Raw genomic sequence first — 14,912 nt, 5'->3', positions numbered from 1 at the left:
TTTTATTGTACTACTTTAATTGTTTAAGATACTCTTCGATCGCTTGAAGGCGATCTTCTTGCATTTTTAACTGCTCACGTTGTTCATTGATTATCTTGTGTTGATCAATAGTGTGCAGATAAAGTTCCTCTACCTTCTCTAACAATTGGATAGACAATTCTGAAACATTAATTAAATATCCTTCCTCACCACTTTTATCAAGAGCTGATACAGGTGTAATACCTGGTAAGTGATAGTTTTCTTTAATAAATGATTCTACCGTAGATAAATCTTTGAAGTTATAATCGTATTTTAAAGACGAAGCCTCTTTAGTAAAGTAATTCTCAAATACGTAATCGGCATAGTAACTATTTCGAGCATAGATGCTTCCATTTACGCGCAATTTCTCATCTGGTTTAGGACTTGTAATTGCCTCTTGAGCTTCAGCTGCACTCACTCCTACTCCTACCCATCCTTGAGTAAAAATATTCTCAGAGTTTAAAGTAGCTTCTTTGTTAGTCTCGGCAACTCTCCATGGCTCACGTACGATCGTACGCAAGGAGAAACGGAAAGTAGAACCTCCACCAAGTTCGTTGATATAGATCAATTCATCATCAGCTGTAATATCAAGAGACGTTTTAGCTTCTAAGTTTTTAACTAATTCTACTAAGCTAATTTTCTTCTCTGTTCCTTTATCATCTGTAAAGTCTAATCCATCTAAAGTACTGTTTACATCTAATTTAGTAATCGCCTTTACCTCTTCATTATCTGCTCCTAATAAATCTCTAACAGCATATTTGTGTACATTTTGGTTTTCATCTCTAAAGATCAACTCCAACTCGGTTGTTGGGTCTCCTTCTTGAACTGTGCCTAAATCCAATTCCTCCTCTGGAGTTAAAGGTTCTCTGTATGACTTACCATTATCATAGTGGTATAAGAGATAATGTCCTAATTCAAAAGAGGTCAAAGTCTGAGACTCTTTCACAATTTCAGGAACATCAATATTGACGATATCTTCTGTTGGTTTTAGCTTATCTGGAGCATAAACAACAAGACCTTTAATCTTTAATGTTTCTGTTTCAGGCTGACCTTGAGCATCAAGTTTAATCTTACCATCTGTATCAAGTACATATTTTTCAATATCTTTCTCTTCGATTGTAAACTTCTCTTGTATTTGTCCACCTAAAATTTCACTTGCATCATCACTTGTAATTACTCGAACCCATTTACTATCTCCTTTTGCATTCGTTGTCCAATAGTAGTAACCTTTAGCTACATGTGTTGCATCATTGTTATATACTAATAAACTTTCTTTTATTTCCCCTTCAATAGGATCTTTCTTACTAAGGTCTTCAATAACAACATTTGGAATTAACACCCCTTTATCAGTGGATTCCACATGTAAAATAGCGCTTGGATCTGGTAGAGAAACACCTATTCCAATTCGCTTTTGAGATTCTTGTGCGTTTACTAATCCGATAGCAAACAAACAAGATAACAACAGTAGTTTTTTCTTCATTCTATTTTATTTTTTTGTGAACAATATATTTACTCTATACTATATGCGCTATAAAAGTTAACATAATATCCTAAATTCAAATATTTAAACATTAAAATTAAATCATTGAAACTATTTAAGTAAATAAACAACATTAAAAACAATAATCAACTTAAATTGCATATATTTAAGTTAAATAAATTATACTAAAACAGTTAAAACATAAATAGACCATTTACCACTTTCAACACATATATATCAATATTTAACAAAAATTACACACATAAAGACAAATAAAGCCGTTGCAAAAATACTTTTACAACGGCTTTCGTTAACATTAATTTCAGAGTATTAAATAAATACTATTCTCTTTTCTCTTTAGCCTTCATTTGAGTACTAACTCCTATTCGATTCCAAGCATTAATAGTTACCATACACATAATTAATTGAACAAGGTAATCTTGTCCAAAAAGCAATAGCGCTCGATCGTAAACACTATCAATAATACCTCCCCTATGGATATATGCTATTGACTCAGTCATTTCTAAAATAAGACGTTCTTCTTCTGAGAAAAGCTCTGTTTCTCTCCAGGCTGCTAAAACTAAAAGTCTTTGAATACGCTCTCCGTTTTTTAGAGCATCTTGACTGTGTATATCGAGGCAATAACCACATCCATTAATCTGAGATGTTCGCACTTTAATTAACTCTTTGTGAATTGGCGTTAAATCACTTTGATCTAAATACTGCTCTAATACGATCATCCCCTTATAAGCTTTAGGGTCCACCTGGTTGATTTGTCTTCTATTACTCATCATTTTTATTTTTAATATTACCCTACAAAGCTCAGTAAAGCAAATAGCAAAAAACTTAAACAGGTTTAATAAAACAACCAATGTGGAAAAAAGTAAAAGAGACGATATTAACGCAAACTGTTCTTTTTAATCTCACTTAGATATTCAGGAGTAAAACCTAAATAAGAGGCAAGTAAATATTGAGGTACTCTTTGTACAAATTCGGGGTAATGCGAAGCAAAGTGAAAATAGAGTTCTTCTCTTGAATATTGATATAAGAACTGTACTCTCTTTTGTGCGGCTGCGTAACTTCGCTGAAATATTCTTCTAAAATATTGTTCCATCACAGGATGATGCTGTAATAACGCATCAAGGGATTCTCTACTTAGAGACAAAACAATTGAGGTTTCAACAGCTTGTATAGTCAAATCACTCAAGCTACTGTTTTCAAAAGCCATATAGTCACAGATCCACCAAGATTCAATTGCAAAATCAAGAGTTTGTAAAGAGCCGTTATCTTTTATATAATAGCTGTGAAGACAACCCTTGCAGACAAACAACATAGACCTACAAAGTTCTTCTTCATGCTGAACTATCTCCTTTTTCTTTAGATTAAGTTCTGTAAAATAAGTATAGATTTGCTCAACTTCACTTTGACTTATAAAAGGTATAAACTTTTGAATATGTTTAAATAAGAACTCTTTACTCATTTGAAAACAAATTATCACTCACTATTTAATTACTTATACTGTCCTGGAATTTCTATGACGTGATAAAGCTGTACTTGAGCAATACTCAACAACATCTTACAATTGGTAGCTGTTATCCTATTATCTCTAAGCTTGAATAGAAAATTTGAATTGGATTGAAACAGCTCTGACTTAAATAGGGCTACATAATCTAATAGTGAAGTAAACTCATTTTCGCTACGATCGCTGTAATAGTCAAAAATATCTGTAAAGTCTAACATCTTTAAATACTTCATATTTTGACTCTTGGCAAGGTTGTATATAAAGTTTTGATGGTGATATCCCGAATGAACTATTAATTGCTCTAACCGCAAATTTGGCACTTCAAAAAAGGTTGCATCGGGTGCCGAAGGAACTTGAAGAATCTTTAATTTAGGCATTTTTGACACTAACTTAGCAATCATTCCATCTTCGAGATCACATTCACCAATTAAACAAAGATTGTGATCGCCCATATCTGTCAAATTTACTTTAAAAGACCGAACATTATTTAAAGTAATATCTGCTTTAGCTAAACGACTAAAGTCCCAATTGCGAAAGCCATTTGCACCAGCATCTGGTCCATTAAAATTCAATGAAACAAAAGCATCTGGATTAGCGATAATCAAATCTAAAACTGCACAAAAGCCAAAGTTGTATCCTTCCTCTTGTTCAAAAACTTCGCTTGATACATCAGTATCCTCATCATATCCATCTCCAAAATAATTTAACTCAAATAACTCACCAATCTTAGAAAAACTAATTCGAGGCGAATATATCAGACTATACGGATAGTCTTTATTGTAGTATTTATAAATTCTATCTTGTAATGCTAATAACTTTTCTATCATGCCTTATCTATTTTAACAGTAATATCCAATAGTTCAATACTGTGGTATCAATATATTGGTAATCTTTTTTTATTGTTTTGAAAATAAATCTAACTTTTTAAAATACACCTTTTGCCTTTTAATTTTATTGTATTAATAATAATTACCTACAATTAATAACAAAATTAAAAGCAGTACAAAACGGCAAACTTAAGTTAGTTAATTAAACTTCAGCAACACTGCAAAGCACTGTTGCTGAAGTTTAAATACTTATACACTTAAATACACAATTAAACGTCTATTAATTAGTCCTAATGCCCTTTTTAAGACCTACGTTCAAGTATAAATAAATGTACTTTACTAAACTTTTTTCTAAAATATTAATAGTTATGATTTGCAAACTGTTGCAATACTCAAACTTGTAACCAAGCCTTGATTAATGAGCTTACAGACTATCTATTTAACTAAGTCCTCCAAGCTTATTTATATCCTTTTAACTTAAAAGTATCAAACACATATTTACAAAAAACACTAACCACTACTCTATACAAATATAGTGCAGTATTAAATACACTTTCAAAAGATTCATATACAAATCACACATTTTGTACCATATTAAAACACAAAACGCATATTACATAAACTACTTAATGCTATAACCACAGTAGTCTGTTCTTATTAAACTTATATATTAAGTTGAAAATTACTTTGAATAGTGAACTTTACCTCTTGAAATCCCACCTATCAATTTTAAATTAAAACTGTCTTTACTACTTCGTCATTTTATAATACCATAAAAAGCAGTTTAGGGAATATTTTGACAATAATACACCTAATTAGTCACAATTATTCAATTTTCAAACACAAATGTAATTGATAAAGTAAAAAATAATACTTAGAAAAACAATAAGATCTATCACTACTAATATTGTTGATTAAAAAGTTAATAGACTAACAATAATATAAAACAGTAGCAAACAATATTTAAAAATATAGGCTGCTTCAACAAGTTGAAACAGCCTATATATAAGTTAACAAGGTTACTAATTAATTGTAGAACGCTTAGAAAGTTATATTTCCAACTAGCACACTACCTGAAGCTTTTGACTCTTTCTCCACTTTTCCATTTTTTAAAAGTTGAATAGTCATCTCTGCAGTTTCATCATTCATATCAATAGCATGACCAGTAACAGAAACGGCAACATTCGAGGCTTTGTCAAAAGTCTTAGTCCATTCGGTTTTACCCAAGTTTGCAATAGTTTCAGTAGTGCCGTTATTCACAACAACAATATTACCTAAGTAAGCATTATCTGTTGTTTTGGCAACTACTACATATTTACCCTTTTGTTCTGGAGTTGCTGTATCTGATGAATTATCATCACTACTACAAGAGATCAATCCTGAGAATGCTATGGCACAAACAATAGCCAATTTCGCTTTTTTAAACATAACCTTTGATATTTTATTTTTTACGCAACAAAGTAAAGTATAAATACAAATATTCGCAATAAAAATATCTAAATCGGAAAATTATCTACAAAACGAACAGATATTACACACATCGAGTAACAGAATACACAAAAAGACCTATTGTGCCATTTTTTTTCAATATAAAATCTAAAAAACACATCCACTAAATTCTACAAATCATTCCTTTATAATTTTAGTATTTAGCGGTAATATTCTTTGCAATACTACATTTATTTAACTAAAATATCACTTCATTTGATTTTATAACACATCACTACTGTTTATTCAAAACATTCTTTGTTTACTATACTTAATCACATCATTTCTATTTGTTTAATGAATTTAACACTCTAATTGTTGTTTTACTTTCACCAATATTATGTTAACATAAATAAAAACAACTTAAATAATCTAGAAATTATGAAAAAACACATCTCTACTGTTATTATGATTTGTTGTGTGGTCTTCTCTTTTGTTTTTGGAGCTTGTTCAAGCGACGACAACGACTCGAAAGACTCAACACAATTAGTATTACAAGCAAGTGCAACCAAAGCACTTGTAGGAGAAACTATCACCTTTACTGTATTGGCTGATAAATTACCTATTGAAGGGGTGACAATTACCGAAAAAACTTTAGGACAAATTAAAGATTTGACTTGGACACCTACAAAAAGTGGTACCTATCAATTCACAGCAAAGAAAGAAGGTTATCAAGATAGTAAAACACTTACAATTGTTGTAGAAGAGGGAATTGGCAAATTAAACATCGAAACGAATCGAACATTCGGAAAACCTAATGATGTATTTGAATTTAAAATCACATCTAACGGACAACCTGTCCAAGACGTAGAAATTGAAGTGGTCGGTCTTGAAAGATTTACAGGAAATACTTGGACTGCTAAAGAGTTTGGCACTTTCAAGTTCATTGCGCATAAAAAAGGATTCGCATCCAGTGATGTCTTAACAATTGAAATTAAAAACTACAGCTACTTCACTTATAAAGATGAAATCTACCTATTGGATAAATCATACTTTAACTTCTATAGAACAGTTACTGAAGATTTTGGAATATTTGATGTCTGGGGATTAGTAATGATGTCTGATGACTTTGAAAACAAAATCGTTTTCTTAGCTGGTTTTGAAAGAAAAGATCCAAAAGAATTGACTTTCCCTGAAGAAGGTGAAGTATTATTCGGAGGTTTTGCTGCAGCTCAATTCTATGCCAATGGTATGCAACTTAGAGAAATAAGCACACTTGATTCTACTATGTTTATTACAAAGGTTGAACCTTTCAAGCCTCTTAGAGAAGATTTCTATGTATCTGATAGAGTTGCTATAAACTTTGACTTTGTTCTTGAGAACAATACTTCTATTAAAGGAGAGTTAGACGGACCATCTGAGCTTGATTTTGAAACAGTTCAAACAGGTACAACTAGCAAAAATATATTATCATCACTGTCTGACAAAGAGGTGCTTCAACTAATTAAACGTAAAAAATAAAACTATGATAAACAAAATTAAACATTCACTATTACTGGGTATTAGTTCTGTATTTATACTTTTTAACCTTGCTTGTTCAAGCGACGACAACGAGACTAAAACAGATCCTATAGACGAGGTTAAAACAAAACTTGAACTTACAGTTGATAAAAACACGGGAAAAGTAGGAACTTCTTTTGAGTTCACTGTCAAAGCCAATGGTGCTATAGTAGAGGGCGTGAGAATAGAACTAATAGGAAAGTATCCACTTGAGAAAAATACTTGGGTTGCTTTAGAAGAAGGTGAGTTCTTATTTAAAGCAACTAAAGTAGGATTTGAAGAGAGTAATATCATTAAGGTCAATATCAAAAATCCAAGCCTTTTTACTTATGATGGAAAAGAATATGTATTAAATTCACTGCGTTTTAACTTTAAAACTCCTTATGCATACGGACCGTATATATACGATATATACAATATGATTCTAAAGTCAGAGGACAATAAAAACACAATTGAAATACAAGTAGCATTCTTAAGAGAGGATAATAATGTAATTATCAATCCTTTTGCTCACCAAGTTGAATTTGCAAAATGGGCAGAAGCTACCTTCATTGTTAACGGTCAAAAGTTAAACGAAGTTATTAATATGGAGTCAAAAACTTTCATCAATATTAAAAAACTGGATGCTTTCGATGACCTTGGAGATTACAAATATCTTTCACCTGTAACTGAAATAGACTTTTTATTCCAGTTTGAGAGTGGAAAAGAACTTAAAGGGGAATTCTTTGGTAAAGCTTCTCTTGATTTTGTTAGAGAATAAAAACTAAACCAACAACACACTATAAATTACTAAAGCCTATTACAATGATTGTAATAGGCTTTTTTATATAGAAATTACTTTAATTGGTATTTACTTATTAATATCCTTTTGCAATATCATCTCCTCTTGGATCTGCTCCTGCTTGATATTCTCCGTTGGGCAAAACTAAAACTCCCTCCACTCTACCATAAGGTTTGCGCTCTTGTAATAAATACTCTTTTTTAGTTAGCTGCTCTTTAACTTTTTGATCAATTGCCAATGGTTCAAAATCAATGCGATCAGGCAACCACTGATGGTGAAAACGCGGTGCTGCAACAGCTTGTTGCATATTCATTCCAAATTCCACAACATTCAAGATAGTCTGAAATACAGAGGTTATAATAGTCGAGCCTCCAGGAGTTCCAACAACCATATATAATTTGCCATTGTTCTCTAAAATAGTTGGAGTCATAGAACTTAACATACGTTTATTGGGCTGAATTGAGTTAGCCTTTCCTCCTACAAGTCCGTACATATTTGGTGTTCCTGGTTTTACTGAGAAATCATCCATTTCATTATTCAACAAAAAGCCAGCTCCCCCTACTACAACTTTAGAACCATACGAATCATTCAATGTTGTTGTTGCCGATACAGCATTTCCCCATTGATCTACTACACAATAGTGTGTGGTTTCTTCGCTTTCTTTAGCTGCGATCTCACCAGCTTTAATATCAGAACTCTTGCTAGCTTTTTCAAAAGACATAGTTTCCATGCGTCCTACATTATAGTCTTTATTTACCAATTGACTCACTGGCACTTGATAAAAATCTGGATCTCCTAAGTGTTCAGCGCGATCTGCATATACACGACGCTCTGCCTCAACCATAACCTGCACAGTTTTCTCGGCTTGAAAACCCCATTTTTTTAATGGATACTTCTCTACCGATTGAAACAGTGAAATCAAAGCAATTCCCCCGCTACTTGGTGGAGGCATAGAAATGACTTTAAGTCCTTTGTACTGTCCAATAATAGGTGTTCTCCAGACTGCTTGATAGTTTTTCAAATCCTCTAAACTCATCATTCCATTGCCTCTTTTCATTTCTGCAACGATTAACTCAGCTGTTTCTCCTTCATAAAATCCTGCTCTACCTTTCTCTTGTATGCGCTTAAGTGTATTGGCTAATTCCCTTTGTACAAATACATCACCAGCCACCCACTTTGTCTTACTTGTTAAGGCAGTTTCCTTGGTATTATACTTTAAAAATACTTGATGATTCTTAGTAAACTCATCAGCTTGTTTCTCTGTAATTGAAAAGCCCTTTTCAGCTAACTCAATAGCAGGTTGAACTAAATCACTCCAAGGTAGACTACCATATTTTGCATGTGCTTTAACCATTCCATCTACTGTACCTGGCACTCCTGAGGCTAATGTCCCTTTCATACTCAGCTCTGTGATTGCTTGTCCATCACCTGACCAATACATGTTCTCTCTTGCCTGTGACGGTGCTTTTTCTCTATAATCCAAAGCGTCAACTTGACCATCTTTACCCCTGTAGATCATAAAACCTCCACCACCGATATTTCCCGCATTGGGATAAACCACTGCTAAGGCTAACTCAACGGCCACTGCCGCATCTACAGCATTACCTCCTTTTTTTAGGATTTCAACTCCCACTCGACTTGCCTCTGGATGAGCCGAAACGATAACTCCATTTTTAAAGGTTTCAGGGGTCTGGGCGATTACCTGCATCACTCCAGATGCTAAAATAAATAACCCAATTGCTATTCTTTTCATATATGTGTTTTTGATTGTTTATTACTTCTCAAGTACGATAACTACTTACTTGAAAAGTGAAAGATAATACAATTGAGAAATTCTCAAAAGAATCAATCAAAAAAACCCCACAAAGCGTGGGGTTTTGATTATCTGTTTTAAATTGATTTAGTCAATCTAACTCAATTAACTTCCTTTTTTAATTTCAATCAAAATCTGGATAGACCTATCTGTTGATTCAATGCAAGTGTACTTTTTCTTGTAAAGCAAGATTGATCTTAAAAGGGATGTGATTGAGACAAGAGATTAACTAGTAATATTTTGTTTAATTTTATCTGTTAACTTTTTCTTTACTTCTTCAGGAAGAAAGTTTCTCTTATCAGTATTCAAAGAAATCTTTTTTTTACTAAAAGCCCTAAAATTATCAGTAAAAAGCTTTTCACTCAGAATATTCTCATTCTTATAAGCAGCTAGAGTTAAACACTCTAACAATGCATTTTTAATTTCTCTTCCTGAAAAACCTTCACTTATAATTGATAATTCATGAAGTAATAAACCACGATCAATATGTTTATCAATAGGAATTTTATTAACAAGCATACGATCTAAAATTTTTACTCGATTCTCTAGATTAGGTAAACTAAACTCAATATGTTTTAATATTCTTGATTCAAAAGCCTTATCATAATTTTCAACTAGGTTAGTAGCGAAAATAACAACTCCTTCAAAATCTTCTAATAATATTAGCATCTGACTTCTCAATGAGTTAATTGCTTGATCTGAACTAGCAGAAACAGATTCTATTCGCTTTCCTAAAAAGGAATCTGCTTCATCAAAAAATAGAACTGAATCAGTGTTTCTTGCTTCTTCAAACACTTTAACTAAGTTCTTTGGAGCATCTCCAACAAACTTAGACTCAATATCTGAGTAATTTATCAATAAAATATTCTTCTTAAGTTCACTTGCTACTGCATGAGCACTCATTGTTTTACCAGTGCCAGGGACGCCAAAAAAGTTTAATATTAATCTTGGTTTGTTATCTATTTCTGAAAAACCCCATTTATCATAAATTAATTCTCTGTTCTCTATTAAGATTAAAGAACTTCTAATATCATTTATCTCACTTTCATTTAAAATAACATCATCTAAACAAAATTTAGGCTTAACTGTCTTAACAAGAGTATTATTATCTTCAATTATATCGCTTTTTTTAGCCTCTTTGTATATTTTCTTAATTTCATCTATTCTATCAATTTCTATAATCAATAAATTATTAATTAAACCATTAACACCTATAAGTTTTATAAAAGTAATTAATTCATTAAAGTCTTTTTTATTCTTTCTCAAATAATTTGATATGTATAATGTATCATTTCCTATACTTAGACCTACGATATTAAAACTATCTATGAAAACCTTGAAACTAGAACTTGATCTCAATAGAATATATCTATCTTCCAAAGTAGTCCGTAACAATTTTACTAATCTTTGCTCAAAATTATCTCCATTTTCTTCTATTCCAACCTCAATCACCATACTAATATTTTCTCTTTTTTTAGTTCATTATACAAATCAGAATCAATCTTTTGATAATCTACCTCTGTAACATTATAATACTCTTTTCCTGTTTCCCCTATTTTACCAATATAAATATAATCTCCTTCGCAAACAGCAAAATCTCTTAGGGAGAAAACTGGAGTATCACTATCTTTCAAACCCCTTTTTATTATGTTATTAATATTTGAATTATTAATTGCTGTAATTTCTTTTTTATCCAAGAAATAAACCTTCACAGTATATTCAACTAATTTAGCTATTGCTATACCACTTAAACCTCCAATAATACCTCCCAATAAAACTGGAGCCAAAAACCAAAAAAACAAACCTACTATCATCCTTCAAATACAATCATATTAGTATTATTAAATGCCAATAGAAGGTTTTCATCAATCCTGTTAGTTTCAATAATAAGTGTATTATCATCCAAAACATTTTCAGACATTTTATCATATACTGTCAAGACGTAATAATCTTGTTCTCTCAATAAAACTACAATTTCATGTTCCTTTAGATTTTCTATTTTATTCCTTTTACTAGCTAATTCAACTACATCAGAAAACTTTAAAATATCATACTTAATTCTCTCTTGTTTGGTTTTTCTTTTTTTTGATAAAATCAAAACTCCAGCTCCTACTGCTACAATTCCAATCGCTATTCCTAATATAAACCTATTATCCATAAATTAATTTTTTATTATTATCATATCTCTATTTCCAAATGCATTCTTAGTCTGTTCATCTAAACTTTCAAATGAAATAATCTCTGTTTCCTCTTCAATAATTTGATCTGTTTCAACATCGTAAAATGTATTTACAATATAATCACTCATACTAATAGGGTTAAAATCATTACTTTCCAATTTTTCTTTAATCTTTATAGAAACTGCAACTGCATTTGGTTTCTTTCTAAGTACTCTTGCTAATCTCTCATTAAAAAAAGTGAATACGTTTTTTATGAAATTGACAACCTTTACAAATACTTTCTTTATAAATTGCCATACTTGTTTTAATACTTTTTTTATTGACTCTACCATGTTACTTCTATTATTTTTTTATTAAAACCATATCCTTATTAGCAAACCATTTTAAAATTTGAGAATCTACATTTGTTGTATAAACACATAGTATCTCATATTCATTAACTTGTTTATTCTCCCCATTTAATTTCTGGATAAAATAAACACGTTGGTCTTTATCGCTATCGTAATTTCCCTTTAGTATTACAACATTCTCATATTCTTTTGCTCCATACTCTTTAAATATTTGCTTAAGTTTATCTACATCAAGAAACTCAACATAAAGAACTTCACAGTCTTCATACTCATCTTCAAAGTCAAAAATTTTGATACTACCAAAATTTTCTAATTGTTTTCCAAGCAATTCTAGGTTTTCTTTTGTTAAATACTTCTTAACAAAACTTAATCCCTTTCCAATTGATTTAATCATATTTATATAAAATTTTAAATTAAACTTTCTATTAATAACACTCCCACTCCCCTTCTAACACCTCAGCTAAGCTTCCAAACTTTTGGATTTGCTGCTGGAGTTCATAGTTAGGTTTGACAGTTATTTTTATTTTATATCTATGTTCTGTATCCTCTAAGACCGTTTGGCTATGGTGAAGTTTTAGACTCTCGAGGTAAGGCTTTTGATCAGGTTCAAAGAGGATGACTATATCTTGTAACTTCGTTGATTTATCTCCTAAAGTCACTCCAACAACCTGACTATATGCCTTTTTCGCCTCCTCTAAACGGCTTTTGAACTTCTTCCCTGTAGAGAACACATCGTGGATTCTATCCATACCAAAGCTTCTAAACTCTTTATCCTTCACCGACTCAGCGATGAGATACCACCTATTCTGATACTGCTTAAAATACAGTGGATTAACCGTTATCTCAGACGGAGTAGCCTTGGTATATCCTTGATGGGTAATCACAACAGATTCACACTTTAACATCGCCTCTTGTAAGTCGTTTAAGTGGCTTTCCTGCCCCACTTTCAGACCCTCTTCAAAATCCAAGTGATCAATCATTCGCTTATCTCCTTTGACATAGCGTTGGAGTAGATCAGCTGTATTAAAGTGGTGAATCATCCCCATCAGCTGTCCGTAATCCACCTTGTGATGCTCCAACAAATAAGACATATCTTGTGCCTTGTCGTATATCACTTCAAAACCATAATCTAAATCCATTCGCTTGCGCAAGCGATTCCACGTTTCATAACTTATCGTTTTATCTTCAGATTTACCTACAGCCTCAAGAATCTCCTCTTTTGTACAATACTTCTTTCTCTTAAAGAGTTCCAGTACATTGTATATTCTCAATAAATCTCTCATTCTTTCATTGTATTACAGTGACAGTGCAAACATATTGGACATGACTGTCAAAAAACACCAGTCTATTTTATTTTTATAATTTATTTCTATCTTAATACTTACTTACCATAAATGCCTCAATTACCTCATGCCAATAATCCCAGCTATAGGCAGCAGACGGATGAGTCATTCTTAGCATAGGGACAACCTTCTGATTAGACAATGTATAACACCATACCTCGTGTCGGTCCTCCTCAGACAGCATCACTTCTTTTCCTTGAGCACCAGCATTAGGCAAATTATCAAATAAGCGATTTCCCCACACAATTACATAATCGGGCTGTAATTGTTCTAATACCTCAAATAAAGCACTCTCTGCTGCTCTAAACTCCTGAGCCGTTGGCGCTACTCTGGCACCCGAAATAGGAACTTGTACATAATTGTAAAAGGCTATAGAGTTCCACACTTTCTCTTTTCCCTTATAATCCAAATCTGTTCCTGCTATCGCCTTCGCAAACTTGGTATACGTATTCTTATACCCTTCATGCGGACTATTAGAATCAAATAAGTCCTTAATAATCTCTTGTGTTAAAGTCGGTACAGCATCACTTGCGTTTGCACAATAGTGACTTTCCCCTAACACTAATACTTTTTTTCCTTGTATTCCTTTTTGATAACTATTGCCAATCCACGGCTGAAACTTTACTAAACTCATCTCTACTCTTTTTTTAAATGTTTGACTTATCTACCATCACTCATTGTATTACAGTGACAGTGCAAACATATCAGCAGTGACTGTCAAAAAACACCAGCCAACTTTTTATTTTTTTTGTAAAACCGTAAACCGTCAACTATAAACCCTTGTCTCCAAATTATATTTCCACTACCTCAATAAAAGCAGGTGAACATCCCCCTCCTTTAGTAAAGTCAACGCCATAGACGCGCATGAAAGCTTCCTGTACAACCTTTCCATTATCAATCCAAGGATGAGTAAAAGAAACAAACTCGACACTCATACCCTTTTCTATATAAACCTGTTCATTATTGTAATTTCGAACAACTGTCGCTTTATATCTTGCCATTATCTAACAATTTTATACTTACGAAATTATAATACAATAGAGTACCAAAGAAGAAATAAAGGGTGGAGCATAGCGTTTTTTGAGTAAAAAATTATTCCCTCAAAAAAACCTATACTTCACCCAATTTTTATTTTTAAAAATTCCATTTACAAGATATACTACTAATAAAAAAAGCCGACCTAAATAGGTCGGCTTTTATAGCTTTTGCAATATATACTCTTTCATTATTGGGATATCTGCCTCAGCCCAATCATAAAAAGGCAATTGTTCTACTGTTGCCCATTCTACTTTACTGTGCTCATACGCATGGTAATGTTCACTGGAAACACGGCAAACAAAAGGGATGAGCTCTAATGAGAAGTCTTCATAATGATGAATAATGGGGGTAAGTTCTTTTACTACCTCTACATCCATTTGTAACTCCTCTTTTATTTCTCTTACGATACACGCTATGGTGCTCTCTTCTGGCTCTACCTTCCCTCCAGGAAACTCCCATTTTAGTGGAACCAGTTTTCCTGAAGGTCTTTGAGCAACTAATACCTTGCTATTGTATTCAATAATAGCACAGCAGACTTTCAACATTTACTTTTTAATTTATACCTCTAAAAG

At 32.2% G+C, this 14,912-nt stretch carries 17 protein-coding genes; 2 read left to right on the top strand and 15 right to left on the bottom strand.

The features are described from left to right. Positions 1 to 10: 10 nt before the first annotated feature. From NWE55_RS14275 to NWE55_RS14255, 5 genes are all read right to left on the bottom strand, one after another. Complete coding sequence (locus NWE55_RS14275; protein WP_258204302.1) at positions 11 to 1,498, bottom strand: phage tail-like protein; 1,488 nt, start codon at positions 1,496 to 1,498, stop codon at positions 11 to 13. Positions 1,499 to 1,839: 341 nt separating this feature from the next. Beyond that, positions 1,840 to 2,289: a carboxymuconolactone decarboxylase family protein gene (locus NWE55_RS14270; RefSeq protein WP_155091696.1), complete on the bottom strand. Its 450-nt coding sequence runs from the start codon at positions 2,287 to 2,289 to the stop codon at positions 1,840 to 1,842. A 107-nt stretch (positions 2,290 to 2,396) separates the two neighbouring features. Next, positions 2,397 to 2,978, bottom strand: coding sequence for a Crp/Fnr family transcriptional regulator (locus NWE55_RS14265; protein ID WP_155091695.1), 582 nt, complete (start codon positions 2,976 to 2,978; stop codon positions 2,397 to 2,399). Positions 2,979 to 3,007: 29 nt separating this feature from the next. Then, positions 3,008 to 3,847 carry a hypothetical protein gene (locus tag NWE55_RS14260; RefSeq protein WP_155091694.1) on the bottom strand — a complete coding sequence of 280 codons (840 nt, stop codon included), beginning with the start codon at positions 3,845 to 3,847 and terminating at the stop codon, positions 3,008 to 3,010. A 1,041-nt stretch (positions 3,848 to 4,888) separates the two neighbouring features. After that, entirely contained in the window at positions 4,889 to 5,275 is a 387-nt protein-coding gene (locus tag NWE55_RS14255; protein WP_160340010.1) for a hypothetical protein, read from the bottom strand. 441 nt (positions 5,276 to 5,716) lie between these two features. On the opposite strand from NWE55_RS14255, the gene NWE55_RS14250 reads away from it, so the two are divergent. Beyond that, positions 5,717 to 6,796: a hypothetical protein gene (locus NWE55_RS14250; RefSeq protein ID WP_258204301.1), complete on the top strand. Its 1,080-nt coding sequence runs from the start codon at positions 5,717 to 5,719 to the stop codon at positions 6,794 to 6,796. 4 nt (positions 6,797 to 6,800) lie between these two features. Next, complete coding sequence (locus NWE55_RS14245) at positions 6,801 to 7,595, top strand: hypothetical protein (protein ID WP_258204300.1); 795 nt, start codon at positions 6,801 to 6,803, stop codon at positions 7,593 to 7,595. Positions 7,596 to 7,692: 97 nt separating this feature from the next. Here NWE55_RS14245 and ggt read toward each other — a convergent pair whose 3' ends face one another. The 10 genes from ggt to NWE55_RS14195 all read right to left on the bottom strand — a co-directional run bounded on the left by ggt (position 7,693) and on the right by NWE55_RS14195 (position 14,885). After that, positions 7,693 to 9,369: a gamma-glutamyltransferase gene (gene ggt, locus NWE55_RS14240; RefSeq protein WP_258204299.1), complete on the bottom strand. Its 1,677-nt coding sequence runs from the start codon at positions 9,367 to 9,369 to the stop codon at positions 7,693 to 7,695. A gap of 285 nt (positions 9,370 to 9,654) precedes the next feature. Continuing rightward, positions 9,655 to 10,884, bottom strand: a complete 1,230-nt coding sequence (locus NWE55_RS14235) for an ATP-binding protein (protein ID WP_258204298.1) — start codon at positions 10,882 to 10,884, stop codon at positions 9,655 to 9,657. Then, a complete protein-coding gene (locus tag NWE55_RS14230) occupies positions 10,878 to 11,243 on the bottom strand; it encodes a hypothetical protein (protein ID WP_258204297.1) in 366 nt (121 codons plus the stop codon). The genes NWE55_RS14235 and NWE55_RS14230 overlap by 7 nt, the downstream gene beginning before the upstream one ends. Further along, positions 11,240 to 11,587: a hypothetical protein gene (locus tag NWE55_RS14225; protein ID WP_258204296.1), complete on the bottom strand. Its 348-nt coding sequence runs from the start codon at positions 11,585 to 11,587 to the stop codon at positions 11,240 to 11,242. The genes NWE55_RS14230 and NWE55_RS14225 overlap by 4 nt, the downstream gene beginning before the upstream one ends. A 3-nt stretch (positions 11,588 to 11,590) precedes the next feature. Next, positions 11,591 to 11,941 carry a hypothetical protein gene (locus NWE55_RS14220; RefSeq protein ID WP_258204295.1) on the bottom strand — a complete coding sequence of 117 codons (351 nt, stop codon included), beginning with the start codon at positions 11,939 to 11,941 and terminating at the stop codon, positions 11,591 to 11,593. Positions 11,942 to 11,951: 10 nt separating this feature from the next. Further along, the gene (locus NWE55_RS14215) at positions 11,952 to 12,353 is read right to left on the bottom strand and encodes a hypothetical protein (protein ID WP_258204294.1); all 402 of its coding nucleotides are present in this window, start codon (positions 12,351 to 12,353) and stop codon (positions 11,952 to 11,954) included. Positions 12,354 to 12,384: 31 nt separating this feature from the next. Continuing rightward, positions 12,385 to 13,242: a helix-turn-helix transcriptional regulator gene (locus NWE55_RS14210; RefSeq protein ID WP_258204293.1), complete on the bottom strand. Its 858-nt coding sequence runs from the start codon at positions 13,240 to 13,242 to the stop codon at positions 12,385 to 12,387. Between the two features lie 91 nt (positions 13,243 to 13,333). Further along, positions 13,334 to 13,936 carry a uracil-DNA glycosylase family protein gene (locus tag NWE55_RS14205; RefSeq protein ID WP_258204292.1) on the bottom strand — a complete coding sequence of 201 codons (603 nt, stop codon included), beginning with the start codon at positions 13,934 to 13,936 and terminating at the stop codon, positions 13,334 to 13,336. 157 nt (positions 13,937 to 14,093) lie between these two features. Next, positions 14,094 to 14,303, bottom strand: coding sequence for a DUF6140 family protein (locus NWE55_RS14200; RefSeq protein WP_258204291.1), 210 nt, complete (start codon positions 14,301 to 14,303; stop codon positions 14,094 to 14,096). 195 nt (positions 14,304 to 14,498) lie between these two features. Beyond that, positions 14,499 to 14,885 (bottom strand): (deoxy)nucleoside triphosphate pyrophosphohydrolase, encoded by a 387-nt coding sequence (locus NWE55_RS14195; RefSeq protein WP_258204290.1) that lies wholly within the window; start codon positions 14,883 to 14,885, stop codon positions 14,499 to 14,501. Positions 14,886 to 14,912: the final 27 nt, after the last annotated feature.

This window comes from Myroides albus, from assembly GCF_024722315.1.
Lineage (GTDB): Bacteria > Bacteroidota > Bacteroidia > Flavobacteriales > Flavobacteriaceae > Flavobacterium > Flavobacterium album_A.
The sequence above is the reverse complement of the archived record's forward strand: the minus strand, read 5'-3'. Positions and strand labels throughout refer to the sequence as shown.

What these genes read in the sequence shown, in the direction of transcription:
- NWE55_RS14275 (WP_258204302.1), bottom strand. Translation starts at nt 1,498, where the DNA reads ATGAAGAAAAAACTACTGTTGTTATCTTGTTTGTTTGCTATCGGATTA.
- NWE55_RS14205 (WP_258204292.1), bottom strand. Translation starts at nt 13,936, where the DNA reads ATGAGTTTAGTAAAGTTTCAGCCGTGGATTGGCAATAGTTATCAAAAA.
- NWE55_RS14215 (WP_258204294.1), bottom strand. Translation starts at nt 12,353, where the DNA reads ATGATTAAATCAATTGGAAAGGGATTAAGTTTTGTTAAGAAGTATTTA.
- NWE55_RS14230 (WP_258204297.1), bottom strand. Translation starts at nt 11,243, where the DNA reads ATGATAGTAGGTTTGTTTTTTTGGTTTTTGGCTCCAGTTTTATTGGGA.
- NWE55_RS14265 (WP_155091695.1), bottom strand. Translation starts at nt 2,978, where the DNA reads ATGAGTAAAGAGTTCTTATTTAAACATATTCAAAAGTTTATACCTTTT.
- NWE55_RS14210 (WP_258204293.1), bottom strand. Translation starts at nt 13,242, where the DNA reads ATGAGAGATTTATTGAGAATATACAATGTACTGGAACTCTTTAAGAGA.
- NWE55_RS14255 (WP_160340010.1), bottom strand. Translation starts at nt 5,275, where the DNA reads ATGTTTAAAAAAGCGAAATTGGCTATTGTTTGTGCCATAGCATTCTCA.
- NWE55_RS14245 (WP_258204300.1), top strand. Translation starts at nt 6,801, where the DNA reads ATGATAAACAAAATTAAACATTCACTATTACTGGGTATTAGTTCTGTA.
- NWE55_RS14195 (WP_258204290.1), bottom strand. Translation starts at nt 14,885, where the DNA reads ATGTTGAAAGTCTGCTGTGCTATTATTGAATACAATAGCAAGGTATTA.
- NWE55_RS14225 (WP_258204296.1), bottom strand. Translation starts at nt 11,587, where the DNA reads ATGGATAATAGGTTTATATTAGGAATAGCGATTGGAATTGTAGCAGTA.
- NWE55_RS14250 (WP_258204301.1), top strand. Translation starts at nt 5,717, where the DNA reads ATGAAAAAACACATCTCTACTGTTATTATGATTTGTTGTGTGGTCTTC.
- NWE55_RS14270 (WP_155091696.1), bottom strand. Translation starts at nt 2,289, where the DNA reads ATGAGTAATAGAAGACAAATCAACCAGGTGGACCCTAAAGCTTATAAG.
- ggt (WP_258204299.1), bottom strand. Translation starts at nt 9,369, where the DNA reads ATGAAAAGAATAGCAATTGGGTTATTTATTTTAGCATCTGGAGTGATG.
- NWE55_RS14260 (WP_155091694.1), bottom strand. Translation starts at nt 3,847, where the DNA reads ATGATAGAAAAGTTATTAGCATTACAAGATAGAATTTATAAATACTAC.
- NWE55_RS14220 (WP_258204295.1), bottom strand. Translation starts at nt 11,941, where the DNA reads ATGGTAGAGTCAATAAAAAAAGTATTAAAACAAGTATGGCAATTTATA.
- NWE55_RS14235 (WP_258204298.1), bottom strand. Translation starts at nt 10,884, where the DNA reads ATGGTGATTGAGGTTGGAATAGAAGAAAATGGAGATAATTTTGAGCAA.
- NWE55_RS14200 (WP_258204291.1), bottom strand. Translation starts at nt 14,303, where the DNA reads ATGGCAAGATATAAAGCGACAGTTGTTCGAAATTACAATAATGAACAG.